The sequence below is a fragment of the Mycobacterium sp. 1482292.6 genome, from assembly GCF_001672995.1.
Classification (GTDB): Bacteria; Actinomycetota; Actinomycetes; order Mycobacteriales; family Mycobacteriaceae; genus Mycobacterium; species Mycobacterium europaeum_A.
This window is the reverse complement of sequence record NZ_LZKV01000152.1, coordinates 57,877-73,233: the sequence shown is the minus strand read 5'-3', so window position 1 is coordinate 73,233 and position 15,357 is coordinate 57,877. Positions and strand designations below refer to the sequence as shown.

At 67.4% G+C, this 15,357-nt stretch carries 16 protein-coding genes; 10 read left to right on the top strand and 6 right to left on the bottom strand.

The genetic code is table 11. The annotated features are described in order from the left end of the window. The first annotated feature begins 125 nt into the window (after window positions 1-125). Window positions 126-425: a DUF503 domain-containing protein gene (locus A5624_RS15100; RefSeq protein ID WP_066867493.1), complete on the top strand. Its 300-nt coding sequence runs from the start codon at window positions 126-128 to the stop codon at window positions 423-425. Here the strand turns inward: A5624_RS15100 and trmI are convergent, their stop codons facing one another. Beyond that, window positions 426-1,271 (bottom strand): tRNA (adenine(58)-N(1))-methyltransferase TrmI, encoded by an 846-nt coding sequence (gene trmI / locus A5624_RS15095; RefSeq protein ID WP_066867490.1) that lies wholly within the window; start codon window positions 1,269-1,271, stop codon window positions 426-428. A 122-nt stretch (window positions 1,272-1,393) separates the two neighbouring features. Here trmI and A5624_RS15090 point away from each other — a divergent pair, with 122 nt between their 5' ends. After that, window positions 1,394-2,257 (top strand): RecB family exonuclease, encoded by an 864-nt coding sequence (locus A5624_RS15090; protein WP_156749027.1) that lies wholly within the window; start codon window positions 1,394-1,396, stop codon window positions 2,255-2,257. Here A5624_RS15090 and A5624_RS15085 read toward each other — a convergent pair. The 5 genes from A5624_RS15085 to A5624_RS15065 form a co-directional block, all read right to left on the bottom strand. Further along, window positions 2,254-3,633 carry an FAD-containing oxidoreductase gene (locus A5624_RS15085; RefSeq protein ID WP_066867485.1) on the bottom strand — a complete coding sequence of 460 codons (1,380 nt, stop codon included), beginning with the start codon at window positions 3,631-3,633 and terminating at the stop codon, window positions 2,254-2,256. The genes A5624_RS15090 and A5624_RS15085 overlap by 4 nt on opposite strands. Next, the gene (locus tag A5624_RS15080) at window positions 3,630-4,142 is read right to left on the bottom strand and encodes a DUF4126 family protein (protein ID WP_066867483.1); all 513 of its coding nucleotides are present in this window, start codon (window positions 4,140-4,142) and stop codon (window positions 3,630-3,632) included. The genes A5624_RS15085 and A5624_RS15080 overlap by 4 nt, the downstream gene beginning before the upstream one ends. Before the next feature lie 118 nt (window positions 4,143-4,260). Continuing rightward, window positions 4,261-5,115 carry an ATP phosphoribosyltransferase gene (hisG, locus tag A5624_RS15075; protein WP_066867516.1) on the bottom strand — a complete coding sequence of 285 codons (855 nt, stop codon included), beginning with the start codon at window positions 5,113-5,115 and terminating at the stop codon, window positions 4,261-4,263. Window positions 5,116-5,117: 2 nt separating this feature from the next. Next, entirely contained in the window at window positions 5,118-5,399 is a 282-nt protein-coding gene (locus A5624_RS15070; RefSeq protein ID WP_064885366.1) for a phosphoribosyl-ATP diphosphatase, read from the bottom strand. Between the two features lie 55 nt (window positions 5,400-5,454). Then, on the bottom strand, window positions 5,455-6,054 hold the full coding sequence (locus tag A5624_RS15065; RefSeq protein ID WP_066867480.1) for a TetR family transcriptional regulator: 600 nt from the start codon (window positions 6,052-6,054) through the stop codon (window positions 5,455-5,457). Window positions 6,055-6,359: 305 nt separating this feature from the next. On the opposite strand from A5624_RS15065, the gene A5624_RS15060 reads away from it, so the two are divergent. Genes A5624_RS15060 through A5624_RS15025 form a run of 8 tightly spaced genes read left to right on the top strand, consistent with a single transcriptional unit; the run spans window position 6,360 to window position 15,326 of the window. After that, on the top strand, window positions 6,360-7,202 hold the full coding sequence (locus A5624_RS15060) for an ABC transporter permease (protein WP_066867477.1): 843 nt from the start codon (window positions 6,360-6,362) through the stop codon (window positions 7,200-7,202). 1 nt (window position 7,203) lies between these two features. Next, window positions 7,204-8,067 carry an ABC transporter permease gene (locus A5624_RS15055; RefSeq protein ID WP_066867473.1) on the top strand — a complete coding sequence of 288 codons (864 nt, stop codon included), beginning with the start codon at window positions 7,204-7,206 and terminating at the stop codon, window positions 8,065-8,067. Window positions 8,068-8,078: 11 nt separating this feature from the next. Next, window positions 8,079-9,659 carry an MlaD family protein gene (locus tag A5624_RS15050; RefSeq protein WP_066867470.1) on the top strand — a complete coding sequence of 527 codons (1,581 nt, stop codon included), beginning with the start codon at window positions 8,079-8,081 and terminating at the stop codon, window positions 9,657-9,659. After that, the gene (locus tag A5624_RS15045; RefSeq protein WP_066867467.1) at window positions 9,656-10,711 is read left to right on the top strand and encodes an MlaD family protein; all 1,056 of its coding nucleotides are present in this window, start codon (window positions 9,656-9,658) and stop codon (window positions 10,709-10,711) included. Before A5624_RS15050 ends, A5624_RS15045 begins: the two co-directional genes overlap by 4 nt. Then, on the top strand, window positions 10,704-11,759 hold the full coding sequence (locus tag A5624_RS15040; protein WP_066867463.1) for an MCE family protein: 1,056 nt from the start codon (window positions 10,704-10,706) through the stop codon (window positions 11,757-11,759). Before A5624_RS15045 ends, A5624_RS15040 begins: the two co-directional genes overlap by 8 nt. Then, window positions 11,756-12,871, top strand: coding sequence for an MCE family protein (locus tag A5624_RS15035; protein WP_066867460.1), 1,116 nt, complete (start codon window positions 11,756-11,758; stop codon window positions 12,869-12,871). Before A5624_RS15040 ends, A5624_RS15035 begins: the two co-directional genes overlap by 4 nt. Beyond that, on the top strand, window positions 12,868-14,070 hold the full coding sequence (locus tag A5624_RS15030; protein ID WP_066867458.1) for an MCE family protein: 1,203 nt from the start codon (window positions 12,868-12,870) through the stop codon (window positions 14,068-14,070). Before A5624_RS15035 ends, A5624_RS15030 begins: the two co-directional genes overlap by 4 nt. Further along, window positions 14,067-15,326: an MlaD family protein gene (locus A5624_RS15025; protein WP_066867455.1), complete on the top strand. Its 1,260-nt coding sequence runs from the start codon at window positions 14,067-14,069 to the stop codon at window positions 15,324-15,326. The genes A5624_RS15030 and A5624_RS15025 overlap by 4 nt, the downstream gene beginning before the upstream one ends. Window positions 15,327-15,357 lie beyond the last annotated feature (31 nt).

The window sequence follows — 15,357 nt, the reverse complement described above, 5'->3', positions numbered from 1 at the left end:
CCACCGCCTCCGCCGCCGGTGCCTGCGCCGGAACCCGCCCCCCCCCCGGCCCCGGAACCCGAGCCCCCCCCGGCACCGGCCCCGGAGCCGCCCCCCGAGCAGAACCCGCCGGGTTGACCCGCGGCATGTGGATCGGTTGGCTCGAGTTCGACGTACTGCTGGGCGACGTGCGGTCCCTCAAACAGAAGCGGTCGGTGATTCGTCCCGTGGTCGCCGAGTTGCAGCGCAAGTTCAGCGTGTCGGCGGCCGAGGTGGGTTCGCATGACTTGTACCGGCGAGCGGGCATCGGCGTCGCCACGGTGTCCGGGGACCGCGGTCATGCCGTCGACGTCCTGGACGCGGCCGAGCGGCTGGTGGCCGCGCATCCCGAATTCGAGCTGCTGTCGGTGCGGCGCTCGTTGGTGCGCAGCGAGGACCTCGGCTAGCTAGCCGTCGCGGCCTTCACGCTTGCGGCCCAACGGCATGGGCGCGACGACGCCTGGCGCGAGCCGGCGTGTGAAGATCAGGAAGGCGGTGTGCCCACGCATCGAGTGCTGCGGCCGGACCGCGAGACCGACGACGTTCCAGCCGCGCTGCAACGTCTCCCACGACCGCGGCTCGGTCCAGCACTGCTGTTCCCGCAGGGCCTCGACCGCGCGCGACAGCTGGGTGACGGTCGCCACGTAGATGATCAGCACGCCGCCGGGAATCAGCAGCCGCGCGACCGACTCCAGCACCTCCCACGGCGCGAGCATGTCGAGCACGGCGCGGTCGAAGGATCCGTCCGGCAGCTCGGAGTCGGAGACGTCGCCGATGATCAGCTGCCAGTTGTCGGGCGCCTGGCCGCCGTGGAACACCGACACGTTGCGTTCGGCGTGCTCGGCGTGATCGGCGCGCAGCTCGTAGGAGGTCACCCGGCCGTCGGGTCCGACCGCGCGCAGCAGCGAGCAGGTCAGCGCGCCGGAGCCGGCGCCGGCCTCCAGCACCCGCGCGCCCGGGAAGATATCGCCCTCGTGCACGATCTGGGCGGCGTCCTTCGGGTAGATCACCTGGGGTCCGCGCGGCATCGACATCACGTAGTCGATCAGCAGGGGCCGCATCACCAAGTACACGGCGTTGTTGCTGGACTTGATCACGCTGCCCTGCTCGAGCCCGATCAGCGCGTCGTGCGGAATCGCCCCGCGATGGGTGTGGAACTCGGCGCCCGCGGTGAGCACCACGGTGTAGTGCCGACCCTTGGCATCGGTGAGCTGGACACGCTCGCCCTCGGTGAACGGGCCGGATACGGACACGCGGTCTAGCGTGCCAGCCGACTCGCCGCCGCAGGTGCTTGGGGGTTGTCGGCGCCCGGTCCTAGGCTGCCGACATGATCGTCCAGCCCGAGGCGCCCCTGTCTGAGGCGCCCCAGCCGGAGATGCGCCCGGCGGGCCAGGTGTACCGCCCGGCCCTGTCGCCGTCGCGGGCCGCGGACTTCAAGCAGTGCCCACTGCTGTACCGGTTCCGGGCCATCGACCGGCTGCCCGAGGCCCCGTCGCCGGCGCAGTTGCGCGGCTCGCTGGTCCATGCCGCCCTGCAGCAGCTGTACGGCCTGCCCGCCGAACAGCGTGGCCCCGACACCGCCATGGCGTTGGTGGAGCCCGCCTGGGACCAGGTCATCGGGGCGACGCCCGAGCTGGCCGCCGACGTGGATCCCGGGCAGCGCGCCCAGTTACTGGCCGAGGCGCAGGCGCTGCTCGCCGGTTACTACCGGCTCGAGGATCCCACTCGCTTCAACCCGGAATGCTGCGAGCAGCGCGTCGAGGTGGAACTCGCCGACGGCACCCTGCTGCGTGGCTTCATCGACCGGATCGACGTCGCCGCCACCGGCGAACTGCGGGTGGTCGACTACAAGACCGGCAAGGCGCCACCGGCCGCCCGGGCCCTGGCCGAATTCAAGGCCATGTTCCAGATGAAGTTCTACGCGGTGGCGCTGTTGCGTTCGCGCGGTGTGCAGCCCACCCGGTTGCGGCTGATCTATCTAGCCGACGGACAGGTGCTGGACTACACGCCGGATCACGATGAGCTGCTGCGCTTCGAGAAGACGTTGATGGCGATCTGGCGGGCGATCCAGTCCGCCGGGCACTCCGGCGATTTCCGGCCCACCCAGTCGCGGCTGTGCGACTGGTGTCCCCACCAACAGCACTGCCCGCTCTTCGGCGGCACCCCGCCGCCCTACCCGGGCTGGCCGGAAACCCTTGTTGTGCAGAACGATTCACATCCCACTGAACCGGCCGCCTAAGCCTGGCCGTCCAGCGGCGAGAGCTCCTGCAGCATCGTGGGAATCAGCTCGCTGACGGTGGGATGGATGTGCATGGTGCGCGACAGCGTGGTGTAGGGCGCCTTGGCCGACATCACGTCCAGGATGGCGTGGATGGCCTCGTCACCGCCGACCCCGAGGATGGCGGCACCCAGGATCTCCTGGGTGTCGGCGTCCACCACGACTTTCATGAAGCCTTGTGTCTCACCCTTTTCCACCGCCCGGCCGACCCGGGTCATCGGCCGCTTGCCGACCAGCGCCTGGCGTCCCGACGAGCGGACCTGATCGACGGTCATGCCGGCGCGCCCCAACGGCGGATCGATGTAGAGCGCGTAGGTGGTGATGCGGTCACTCACCCGGCGCGGGTCCTCGTCCAGCAGGTTGGCGGCGACGATCTCGAAATCGTTGTAGGAGGTGTGGGTGAATGCGCCCTTGCCGTTGCAGTCGCCCATCGCCCAGATGTGTTCGACGCTGGTCTTGAGCTGATCGTCGACCACGATGTAGCCGCGGGCATCGGTCTGCACCCCGGCCGCGTCCAGGCCCAGGTCGTCGGTATTGGGTCGCCGGCCCACCGCCAGCAGCAGGTGACTTCCCTCAACGGGCGCGGCGCCCTCACCAGGGGTCAGCTCGAACCCGTTGCCGTTCTTGGCTATTCGCATATCGTCCGCCCCGACGATGACGTCGATGCCCTCGGCGCGCAGGATTTCTTCGATGGTGGCCGAGACGTCCTCGTCCTCGCGCGACGCCAGCCGCGCGCCCCGTTCGACGACGGTCACCCGGGCCCCGAACCGGCGGTACATCTGCGCGAACTCGAGCGCGATGTAGCTGCCGCCGACGATGGCGAGATGCGTTGGCACCGTGTCGAGTTCGAGGATCGACACGTTGGTGAGGAAGTCGACGTCGGACAGGCCCGGGATGTCGGGCACCACCGCACGCCCGCCGACGTTGAGGAAGATACGGTCGGCGCTCAGCTCATCGTCACCGACCCGCAGCGTGTGCGGATCCCGAAAGACCGCGTGCCCGCGAAAAACGGTGCAGCCCTTCATGCCCTCGAGCCAATCCTCGACGCCCTTGCGGTCGCCCAGCATGATCTCGTCTTTACGGGCCTTGACCTTCGCCATGTCCACGCTGACCGGCCCGGTCGCGACGCCGTATTCCGCGCCGCGACGCGCCAGATGGGCGGCGTGCGCGGAGGCCACCAGCGTCTTGGTCGGGATGCACCCGGTGTTGACGCAGGTGCCGCCGATCAGCTTGCGCTCGATCAAAGCGACGCGCTGTCCCGCAGCGGTCAGCCGGCCGGCCAACGGCGGGCCGGCCTGCCCGGCCCCGACGATGATCGCATCGAAATGCGCTGTCACTTAACCGCCGTCAGCAGGTATTCGGTCAGCAGGTGGCCCGTCGCCGCCGCGATGGCGAACCCGCCCACGATCGCGACGGCGTCCTCGAGCAGCGCGATGGGCAGGTCCCTGCCACCCGTCGCCGCCACCAGTCGCTTGCGCGCCTGGTAGCCGCCGAGGGTACCGAGCACCGCACCGATGACACCGGCGCCCAGCGCGGTGAACGTCCAGTGCGGCCAAGCGCCCAGCGCGGCGCCCGCGAGCCCACCGGTGACGATCCGGGCCGCGAAGATCGGTGCCGCGGTGCGCGCCGGCGTCTTGGGCAGCTTGTCATTGATCAGTTCGCCGATCGCCAGGACGGTGAAGATGATCACCGCAATGATGTTGGTCAGCCAACTCGCCCAGGTGCCGTGCAGGTCGATCCAGCCGATGTAGGCGGCCCAGGCCACGACGGCGGGCGCCGTCAGCGACCGCAGCCCGGCCACGACGCCAATCAGTAAAGCCAACAAGACGAGCAGCGCGTGTGTCACGGAAACCCTCCTGGGAGACGAACAGCCGGCGACGGATGCAGGGACGGCCCATTCGCCAACCCGGGCAGTCCCCCGAGGCGGACGCTAACACAGCCGCGGGTCTTACACCGCGTGCGAATCAGAACCGGCAAAACCTGATGTCGGATGCCAGGATCGCCTTCGCGCCGATGGCGGACAGCTCGTCCATGATTTCGTTGACACCCCGACGCGGCACCAGCGCGCGGATGGCAACCCAGTCCGGATCGGCCAGGGGCGCGATGGTGGGCGACTCCAGCCCCGGCGTGATCGCCGTGGCCTTGTCCAGCACCGAACGGGGGCAGTCGTAATCGAGCATCAGATACTGCTGGCCGAACACCACGCCCTGGACCCGCGCCACCAGCTGATCGCGCGCCGCCTGCGTCCCCGCGTTGCTGTTCGAGTCGCTTTCGATCAGCACCGCTTCCGAATCGCACAGCGGGTCGCCGAAGGCGACGAGGTTGTGCAGGCTCAGGGTGCGCCCGGAGCCCACCACGTCGGCGATGGCGTCGGCCACGCCGAGCTGCACCGAGATCTCCACCGCGCCGTCGAGCCTGATGACGGTCGCCTCAATACCACGCCCCGCCAAGTCTTTTCGGACCAGATTGGGGTAGGCGGTGGCGATCCGTTTGCCGGCCAGGTCGGCGATCTTCCAGTCGCGCCCGGCCGGTGCGGCGTAGCGAAAGCTGGACGAGCCGAAGCCCAGCGCCAGACGCTCGCGCACCGGTGCGTCGGAATCGCCCACCAGGTCCCGGCCGGTGATGCCCAAATCCAGCTCCCCCGAACCCACGTAGATGGCAATGTCTTTGGGCCGCAGGAAGAAGAACTCGACCTGGTTCGCCGGGTCGATGACGGTCAGGTCTTTGGGATCGGTGCGACGCCGGTAACCGGCCTCCGTAAGGATCTCGCAGGCCGGGTCGCTGAGCGTGCCCTTGTTGGGCACCGCAAGCCGCAGCATGGTCATAGCTTCCGATACACGTCGTCGAGGGTCAGGCCACGCGCCACCATCAACACCTGCGTCCAGTAGAGCAACTGGCTGATCTCCCCGGCCAGCGCGTCGTCGGATTCGTGTTCGGCGGCCAGCCACACCTCGCCGGCTTCCTCGAGGATCTTCTTGCCCAGGCCGTGCACGCCGCCGTCGAGCGCTGCGACCGTCGCGCTGCCGGCCGGCCGGGTGCGGGCGCGCTCGCCCAACTCGGCGAACAGATCCTCGAAGGTCTTCACGGCCAGCGATTGTTTCACGCCACCGCGAGCAAAGTCACGGCGGTTTAGCCCCGGCGGCGTCCTCGCGGGTTCGTCAGTCGAATCCGGCGAGGGTGAGGCGCAGCGCTTCCTCCAGCTGCACGTGGAACGCCGGGCCTTCGGCGACGTTCGAGGTCAACCAGCCGTCGAGGACGAATTTCACTGTGGCCAAACTGGTGTGGACCAACAACGCGGGTCGGATGTCGGACGCCGAATCGACCCCCATCCGGCAGGCAACCTGTTCGATCAGCCTGCCGTGATCGGTTGCGCTGACCAAGACGGACTTGCTCAGCAGATGGGGCGCGGTCGCGACGGCCAGTCGCCAGGTATCGAGGTCGTCGACCTCGCTGACATCTTTGGCGTGCGTGACGAACAGCTGAATCAACGCTTCGACCGGTGACTCATGGGGCGGCCTGGTGCTGTAGGAACCCACGATCTCTGCGGCGGCCTCCCGGACGGGATCGACCAGCAGGCCCTCCTTGGTGGGCGCGTACCGGAAATACGTGCTGATGGAGATTCCGGCGGCCGCGGCGATGTCCTCGGTCGTCACCGCCTCGAAGCCGCGCTCGGCGAACAGCCGGTGGGCGGTCTGCTGGATCTGGGACAGCAGTTCAGCACGGCGTCGGTCACGCAACGATATGTTTGCTGAGGGCATGCCATCACCTTCGTCAATCCGACATTAGAACCCCACGGCGCCGTTTACCGACGAACTCAGATGAGTGACTCTACACTATTGAAAGTCCCTATCAAGTAGGCTAGTGTGATGCAGCACACACCAATGAGCTGCGGAGATCTGGGGCGTGTTGACACTATTTTAATAAGAATAGCGTTCAACCGTTGCCCGACGTTCTCCGCTCGGCACTCAGGACTTAGGGGCGGGAAGAGGGCCGATGACAGCGGTAGCTGGTACGCGATGACTTGCGCCATGGGTTTGCTAGGCGGTCCGCGGGTCACGCCGCTATGACGACGACCGAGTTCGATGGCGTCACCGCTATCCGGAACTGGTCCGTGGGGTATGTCAAACGCCACCCGGTCGCCTCGCTGACGACGGTAGGTGAACAGTTCGTGCTGGGTGTGCGAACCGCCCAATATTTCTTCTACGACCTGGTGACCGGGCGGTTCCAGTGGCACGAGTTCGTCCGGCAGGGCGCATTCATGGCCGGCACCGCCGTGTTGCCGACGATCCTGGTGTCCCTGCCGATCAGCGTCACGTTGTCCATCCAGTTCGCCTTGCTGGCCGGCCAGGTGGGTGCCACGTCGCTGGCCGGGGCGGCCAGCGGGCTGGCGGTCATCCGGCAGGGGGCGTCGCTGGTGGCCGCGGTGCTGATGGCCTCGGCGGTCGGCTCGGCCATCACGGCGGACCTCGGTTCGCGAACGATGCGCGAAGAGACCGACGCGATGGAGGTGATGGGCGTCTCGGTGATCCGCCGCCTGGTGGTGCCCCGTTTCGCCGCGGCGGTGATGATCGGCGTGGCCCTCACCGGCGTAGTGTGCTTCGCCGGGTTCTTCGCGAGCTACATGTTCAACGTGTACTTCCAGAACGGGGCGCCGGGCAGCTTCGTGTCGACGTTCGCGTCGTTCGCCACGACCGGCGACATGATCCTGGCGCTGATCAAGGCCATCGTGTTCGGCGCCATCGTGGCGATCGTGTCCAGCCAGAAGGGCCTGTCCACCAAGGGCGGGCCGACCGGCGTGGCGAATTCGGTGAATGCCGCTGTGGTGGAGGCGATTCTGCTGCTGATGATCGTCAACGTTGCGATCAGCCAGCTCTACATCATGTTGTCGCCGCGGACGGGGCTGTGACATGACGGCCTCCGCTTATCAACCGTTCGCACCGATTTCGGTCCCCCTCGTTCGGCTCTACCGCCGCGGCAAAGTGCCGGTCATCCGGCTCGGCCACCTCCTGGTCTTCTTCGTCCGGGCCGCGGTCGCGGTGCCGCTCGCCCTGCGCCAGTACAGCGCCGAATTCCTGCGGCTGCTGTCGAACATCACCTGGGGCAACGGCTCGATCGTGGTGGGTGGTGGCACGGCCGGGGTGGCCGTGGTGCTCGGCATGACGGTCGGCGCGCTGGTCGGCATCGAGGGGTACAACTTCCTGGATCTGCTCGGTCTGGGGCCGGCCACCGGGTTCGTCTCGTCGTTGGTCAACACCCGTGAGCTGGCTCCCCTGATGGCGTCGCTCGCCTTTGCCATGCAGGGCGGCTGCCGCTTCACCGCCCAGCTGGGATCCATGCGGATCGCCGAAGAGATCGACGCGATGGAATCGATCGCCATCCGCCCGATTCCCTACCTGGTGACCACCCGGCTGATCGCGTCGGTGGTGGCGATCGTCCCGCTGTACGCCGCGTGCCTGGCGATCGGATACCTGAGCACCCAGATCGTGGTGGGCCTGGGCAGCGGCGCCTCGACCGGTTCCTACCTGCACTACTTCACGCTGATGCTGGCCGGCCAGGACATCGTCTACTCCTTGTTCAAGGCGGTGATCTTCGTCTGGATCGCGTCCACGATCCAGTGCTATTACGGCTATTACGCGAGCGGCGGGCCCGAGGGCGTCGGGGTCGCCGCCGGACACGGCATGCGGGCCAGCATCACCGTGGTGATCATCGTGAACATGCTGCTCACCATGGCGCTGTGGGGCGTCGACTCCGGCGCCAGGTTCGGCGGGTAGGTCGGTGAAACGTGCCCAATTCCTTTGAGCTGGACGGCCGCGGCCCCTCCGATCGGCAGCTGTTCGGCATCGGGATCGCGGTCGTGGTGGTCAGCGCCCTGGTCACCACCGCGATGTTGGTGAAATCCACCGGCAGGCTCAACGACTACGTGCGGGTGGTCGCCGATCTGATCAACGTCGGCGATGGCCTTCCCCAGAAGTCCGACGTCAAATACCGCGGCGTCCTGGTCGGGATGGTCAATGGCGTCGTCCCGGCGGCGCACGGCAAGCCCAACTACGTCCACATCGACCTCAAAGGGGAATACGCCAAGTCGATTCCGGCCAACGTGACCGCACGCGTGGTGCCGAGCAACGTCTTCGCCGTGTCGTCGGTCCAACTGGTGGGGTCCCCAAACCAGGAGGGCCGCGGTGGGAAAATCCGCGACGGCGCGCACATCTCGGAGGACAAGCGGCTGCCGACGGTTCTTTTCCAGACGACCGTGAGCAAGCTGCGTGACGTGCTCGCCGCCGCGGGTCGTGGCCGTGACGACAGGTCGGTGGGGATCCTGGCCGCGCTGGGCGCGGCGACCGATCACCGCCGCGTCAGCCTGCTGACCGCCGGTGCCCAACTGAATCGCCTTCTCGATCAACTCAATTCGATCGTCAGCACCGACGCCGGCCCCTCGACGGTGTCGGCGCTGCTGGATGCCACCACGGGGCTCGCCCAGACGGCGCCCGATCTTCTCGATGCGTTGCATCAGGCCGTCGAGCCGATGCGAACCTTCGCCGAGACGCGCGGGCAGTTGGCCTCGCTGCTCTCCGGCGCCGACTACACGGTCAGCACCACTCGCCAATCGTTCGACAACCACATCGACCAACTCATCAGGATCACAAGCGATTTCACGCCGGTGCTCGGCGTCTTGGCGCAGAAGTCGAACAACTTCGTGCCCGCCGTCACCAAACTGGACAACCTGGCCAACCAGTTCATGGAACAGGTCTGGAACCCGCGGACCAACCTGGGCAACATGCGCGCGATGCTGACGTTCACGCCCAGTTCCACCTACACCCGTGCCGACTGTCCGCATTACGGCGAGCTCAAAGGGCCCAGTTGCTTCACCGCACCGCTGATTCCGGTGCGCCCCGATCTGCCCGACGTGCTGTTGCCGCAGAACTACCATCCGCCCAAGGACCTGGCCCCACCGCCCGGCACGGTGATCGGCCCGGACGGGAACCTGGTCGCGGTGGGCCCGCCGCTGGTGAACGGACCACCAAACCTGGTCGACCCCAATCCGCCACTCGCTCCGGGCATTACGCCGTCGCCGCCGGTGCCGGGCAGTGCGAACCCCGACAACCCCTCACCCGGGGCGCCCGCGACGCCGCAACCACACGAACCGTGGGTCGCGCCGGTGGCACCGAAGGCGCCGTGGATCCCGCAGGCCGCGTACCGGGCCTCGTTCGGCGGCAACGTGGGACCCGTTGGGAGTCAATACGAACGCACCATGCTCGGCGTGATCACCGGCGCCCCCGCGACCGAGGCCACCGAACTACTGCTGGGACCCGTCGCTCGCGGGACCACGGTCTCACTCGCTCATCCGCTTGGGGAGGCCAAATGAGGTTTCGCGGCCCGCTCATCGCACTGACCCTGTTCATGATCGTCTCGCTGACGCTGACCTGGCTGGTGTATGTGAGCCTGCGGCGTGACGTCGCCGGCGACACCGCCAGGTATACGGCGGTGTTCAGTGACGTGTACGGACTACGCGAGGGCGACGACGTCCGGATGGCCGGGGTGCGCGTGGGCCGGGTCGAAAAGGTGGAACTGGACGGGACTCTGGCGAAGGTCTCGTTCGTGGTGCAGTCCGACCAGCGGTTGTTCGGAAACACCCTGGCGTCGGTGACCTACCAGAACATCGTCGGGCAGCGTTACCTCGGGCTGTCCCTGGGCAAGGAAGGCAGTCCGCAGCTGCTGGCGCCGGGCAGCACCATCCCGTTGGAGCGCACCGAGCCCTCTTTCGACGTGACCACGCTGCTCAACGGCTACGAGCCGTTGTTCAGCCTGCTGAACCCCCATGACGCCGACAACCTCACCAAGGGCATCATCGCCTCGCTGCAGGGCGACACGTCGTCGCTCACCACGCTGGTCGGCCAGACCTCCACGCTGACACAGACTTTCGCGGGCCGCGACCAGGCCCTGGGCAGCGTGATCACCAACCTCAACAAGGTGGTCGGCAACCTCGCTCAACAGAACGACGATCTCGACGGGGTCATCACGGCGGCCCGCAGCGTCGTCGGCGACCTAGACCGGCGGCGCCCGGACCTGGTCGCTTCGGTCGGTTCGCTGGCCCGGGTGACCGACCGGCTGTCGGCCTCGGCGACCGACGTCTACCCGGCGCTGCGCGAATTCATCGATCGCCAGCCCGGCGTCACCAAACACATCATGGACGTCGAACCGCAGGTGGCGTTCTTCGGTGACAACATTCCGCTGCTGCTGAAAGGCCTTACCCGCGTGGGCAATCAGGGCGCCTACGGCAATGCCTACGTGTGCGACGTGAACTTCATGGGTTTCTTCCCCGGGCTCAACGATGTCGTGCCGATCATCATCAACGCGGCCACGCCGGGCAACCGGGCCTGGCACACCCCACGCTGCAGGAGCACGGTCGATGGCTGAGGCATCGGTACGGCGGCGGTTGTCGGGGCTGACGAAGCGCCCGCTGGAAAGCTACAACAAGACCTGGCTCGGGTTCATCGCCGTCGCGGTGGTCGCGGTGGTGATTTCAGTCATGCTGGCGGTGCACGCGATCGGCGCCGGCTATCGCCATTACACCGCCGAGTTCCTGCAAGCGGCCTCGCTGCGGGCCGGCAACCCGATCGTGGTCGCGGGTATCCCGGTGGGCAACGTCACGAGCATGAAACTCGTCGGCGACCATGTCGAGGCGGGGTTGAAGGTCCGCGACGACATCAAGCTGGGCAAGGATTCTCGTGCACAGATCCGGGTCACCACCATCCTGGGCTCGCGCTATCTCGCGCTGGAACCCAAGGGGCCCGCCCGCCTGCCCAACGAGACCTTCGACCTGGGGCACACCGAGGTGCCCTACGACCTGCAGGCCGCGCTGCAGGACGCCACGACCACCTTCGAGCAGGTCGACTCCGACAGGTTCGCCCAATCGCTGGCGGTGCTCGGCAAGCAGCTCGAGGGCCTGCCCGCCGTTGTGCCGCAGGCGATCACGAACATCAACACCTTGTCGTCGATCATCGCGGTGCGACGTGACCAGTTGGGGCAGCTGCTGCGCAGCACCGAGCAGGTCACCAACACGCTGCGCCGCCAGCAGGCCGGCATCGGCGCCCTCGTCGACCAGGGCCAGGACCTGCTGGGCCAATTCGTCGCGCGGCGCGCCGTTTTCCACGCGATGATGCAATCCCTGTCGAGCCTGGTCGACACCATGAGCCAGGTCGTGGTCAACGACCGCTCGGGCCTGGACGCGTTGATCAGGGACATGCGCGACTTCACCAACTTGATGTCGGCGCACGACGACCTGCTGCACAGCATGCTACAAACCAGCCCGATCTTCTTCCGCGAGGCGGCCAACCTGACCGGTGACGGCAACGCGATCAACTTCAACGCCCCCAATGTCCCGTTGATCGACTCGTGGATGTGCGCAATCAGTGGGCGTGCCAAGCAGTTCGGCATGATCCAGTACTTCAAGGACTGCAAGTGAACGGGCTCGGCGCCAAGGCGCTGGCCATCGTCGCCGCGGTCGCGGTCCTCGCCGCGGCGGTCGGCGCCGGCTGGTGGTACCTGAGTTCGGACGACGACACGATCACCGTGACGGCCCAATTCGACAGCGCCTCAGGCCTCTACGAGGGCAACGAGGTTGCGGTGCTGGGCATGCCGGTGGGCAAGATCACCAAGATCAACCCCAAGGGGGGTTACGTCGAGGTCCAGTTCACCGTCGACCGCCACGTCAAGGTGCCCGCCACCGCGCAGGCCGTCACGGTGTCGACGTCCATCCTCACCGACCGGCAGATCGAGCTGACGCCCCCCTACCACGGCGGACCGACCCTGCAGAATCACGACACCATCGGGCTGCCCAGGACCAAGACCCCCGTCGAATTCAGCAGTGTCCTCAATGTTTTGGACAAGGTGACCAAGTCGCTCGAGGGTGACGGGCGAGGCGGCGGCCCGATCGCCGACGTGCTCGGCGGCGGCACCGAGGTGGTCAACGGCAACGGCGAGAAGATCAAGGCGGCGCTGGGCGAGCTGTCCAAGGCGCTGCGGCTGTCCAGCGACGGCGGCGCGGCGACCCGCGAGCAGATCACCACGATCGTCAAAAACATCAGCACGCTGTTCGACGCCGTCGCCGCCAACGACACGAAACTGCGCGAATTCGCCTCCACCATCCACCAGGTCAGTCAGATCATGGCCGACGAGGACCTCGGCAGCGGCAACACCGGGCGCAAGCTCGACCAACTGATCCAGCGGGCCGGTGACCTGCTCGACGCCAACCGCGACAACGTCAAACAGGCCGTCCTGCACGGCAACGGCACGCTGAAGACGGTGACCGACCAGCGGCGTGACCTGGCCGAGCTGCTGGATCTGGCCCCCCTGGTGGCCGACAACGCCTACAACATGATCGACCGGGCGAACGGCAGCGTGCGGGCCCGCTTCCTGACGGACCGATTGCTGTTCGACAGCCAGTACACCAAAGAGATCTGCAACCTGATGGGGCTTCGACAACTGGGCTGCAGCACCGGGACCATCCAGGACTTCGGCCCCGATTTCGGGTTGACCTACGTGCTCGACGGCATGGCCGCCATGGGGCAGAAATGACGGGCGCGGGCGTGTGGGGCATGCTCACGGCGGTGGCCGCGGCGATGGTCACCGCGGGATGCGCCACGAACGGCCTTGCCAGCCTGCCCCTTCCGGCCCCGGGCCTGGGGTCCGGCGGTTATTCGCTCAACGCGGTGTTCTCCAACGCGCTGAACCTGCCGATGAACGCCAAGGTCAAGCTCGCCGGCGCCGACGTCGGGCAGCTCGAATCGATGGTCGCCCGCAATTACACGGCGGTCACGCGGCTGCGCATCCGGGATGGCGTGCAGCTGCCGCGGGGCAGCACCGCCGAATTGCGCACCGCGACACCGCTGGGTGACGTCTTCGTCGCGCTGAAGCCACCGGGCGATGCCGACGGGCCGCTGCTGCGCGACGGGGACACCATCGGCCTGGACTCGACCGCGGCCGCCGCGACCGTCGAGTCGGTGCTGAGCTCGGCGGCGATCCTGGTGAACGGCGGGGCGGTGCGCAATTTCACCAACATCATCAACGGGTTCGGCAAGGCGACCGGAGATCAGGGCCAGGCGTTCGGAGACATGATCCGCAAGTCCAACGAGCTACTCGCGACGCTGGACGGCCGATCCGATCAGATCTCGCACGCGTTGACCCAATTGTCGCGCCTGGCCGACCAACTCGACGCCAAGAACCAGACCATCAGCGACCTGATGTCGGCGGCCCGCCCCGCCACCTCGGCCCTGGCCGACAACACCAGTCAACTGTCCAACCTGGCCGTGCAGGTCGGCGACACCTCCCGGTTGCTGGCCAGGTTCCCGTCGATCGGCGGGACCGACACCAGCGGCCGCAGCATGATCCGCGACCTGAACACGATCGCCGGGGCCGCCAACGACGTTGCGGTCAGCCCCGACACCAGCTGGCTGTCGATAAACCGGCTGATTCCCGCGCTGGTCAAATCCACTGCGGGGAACTCGATTTCGGTGAACGTCGGCGTGGACAAGATCATGCTCGGATCGCTGCCCGACATCGGATTCCCCGGCGACATCGGGCTGCACGGGCCGCACCACTACAACGTGAACCTGCTCGTCGGCACCCTCAAATACACCCTGTGGCGACTGCAGGAACGTGTGGTCGGCCGGGGACCCAATTCGCCTCAGGTTCCGGTGATTCCGGATCCCAACATCCCGGGACAGATCGACGTCGCACCCGGGCCCCCGCCCGCACCGCCGGGGCCGCAACCGTGATCCGCGCCGTCGCCGACGTCGCCAATCTCGTTGTGCGCGCGGTGCGCACCGCGCACCGGCAGCAGGTCTGGTTGTCGGTGGCCGGCCTGGTGCTCATCCTGGTCGTGGCGACCGCCTATCTGCTCGTCGGCGCGTTGCGAGTGAAGCCCTTCGCCTCGTCCTACCGGGTCACCGTGCAGCTGGCGGAATCCGGCGGCCTGCTCCCCAACCAGGACGTCGCGCTGCGCGGTGTTCGCGTCGGCCGCATCGAATCGCTGCAGATCACCGACGACGGCGTGAACGCCGTCGCCAGCATCACTTCGCAGGTGCGGATCCCGGCGAACAGCGTCGTGCACGTGTCGGCGCTCTCGCCGGCCGGTGAGCAGTACATCAACTTCGAGGCAGCCTCCGACGCCGGGCCGTATCTGCACGACGGCAGCCTGATCGCCGTGGACCACACAGCCGTCCCGGTCAGCTTGGCCCAGTTGCTCGGTGACGCCGATGGGCTGCTGGCCCAGGTCGACCCGCACAAGATCGAGTTGATCAAGAAGGAGTTGAGCCTGAGCAGACAGGGCCCGGCCAAGCTGACCGCCATCGTGGACGGCGGCACGTTCTTGCTGTCGACGCTCGATTCGGTGCTGCCCCAGACCACCAGCATTATCAAGACCAGCCGGGTGGTGCTCACCCTGGCGAGCGACAAAAACACCGGATTGGGCTCCGCCGCAACCGAACTCAACCAGACGCTGACCGGCGTGGCCAGAATGCAGGCCGGTTACCGCCGGTTGACGCAGCAGACGCCGCGCACGCTGTCGGCCGTCGACAATCTGTTCGCCGACAACTCCGACACGATGGTGCAGTTGCTGGGCAGCATGGCCACCATGTCACAGCTGTTCTATCTGCGGGTCCCGGCGCTCAACGCACTGTTCCCCGACTACCGCGGGTCGGTATTGGACGCGGTGACGAGCGCCTTTCACGACGGCGGCGTCTGGGCGACCGCCGACCTGTATCCCCGCTACGTCTGCGACTACGGGACACCGGCGCACGCCTCCTCGGCCGCCGACTATTACGAGCCGTTCATGTACACCTACTGCCGCGACGACGACCCGGCGGTCTCGATCCGCGGGGCCAAGAACGCGCCACGTCCGGGCGGCGACGACACCGCCGGCCCGCCGCCGGGCGCGAACCTGGGCCAGCGAACCGATCCGACCCCGCGGGGCCGCTACACCATTCCCACCCCTTACGGCGGTCCGCAGCTGCCGATCGAACCGCCGCACTGAGCCCTGGCCCATCCCAGCCGACCTTTAGGAG

Bases quoted from the DNA above. Each gene is read 5' to 3' on its own strand.
- A5624_RS15045 (WP_066867467.1), top strand. From the start codon at position 9,656: ATGAGGTTTCGCGGCCCGCTCATCGCACTGACCCTGTTCATGATCGTC.
- A5624_RS15065 (WP_066867480.1), bottom strand. From the start codon at position 6,054: ATGCCCTCAGCAAACATATCGTTGCGTGACCGACGCCGTGCTGAACTG.
- A5624_RS15090 (WP_156749027.1), top strand. From the start codon at position 1,394: ATGCGCCCGGCGGGCCAGGTGTACCGCCCGGCCCTGTCGCCGTCGCGG.
- A5624_RS15055 (WP_066867473.1), top strand. From the start codon at position 7,204: ATGACGGCCTCCGCTTATCAACCGTTCGCACCGATTTCGGTCCCCCTC.
- A5624_RS15040 (WP_066867463.1), top strand. From the start codon at position 10,704: ATGGCTGAGGCATCGGTACGGCGGCGGTTGTCGGGGCTGACGAAGCGC.
- A5624_RS15060 (WP_066867477.1), top strand. From the start codon at position 6,360: ATGACGACGACCGAGTTCGATGGCGTCACCGCTATCCGGAACTGGTCC.
- A5624_RS15030 (WP_066867458.1), top strand. From the start codon at position 12,868: ATGACGGGCGCGGGCGTGTGGGGCATGCTCACGGCGGTGGCCGCGGCG.
- A5624_RS15100 (WP_066867493.1), top strand. From the start codon at position 126: ATGTGGATCGGTTGGCTCGAGTTCGACGTACTGCTGGGCGACGTGCGG.
- hisG (WP_066867516.1), bottom strand. From the start codon at position 5,115: ATGCTGCGGCTTGCGGTGCCCAACAAGGGCACGCTCAGCGACCCGGCC.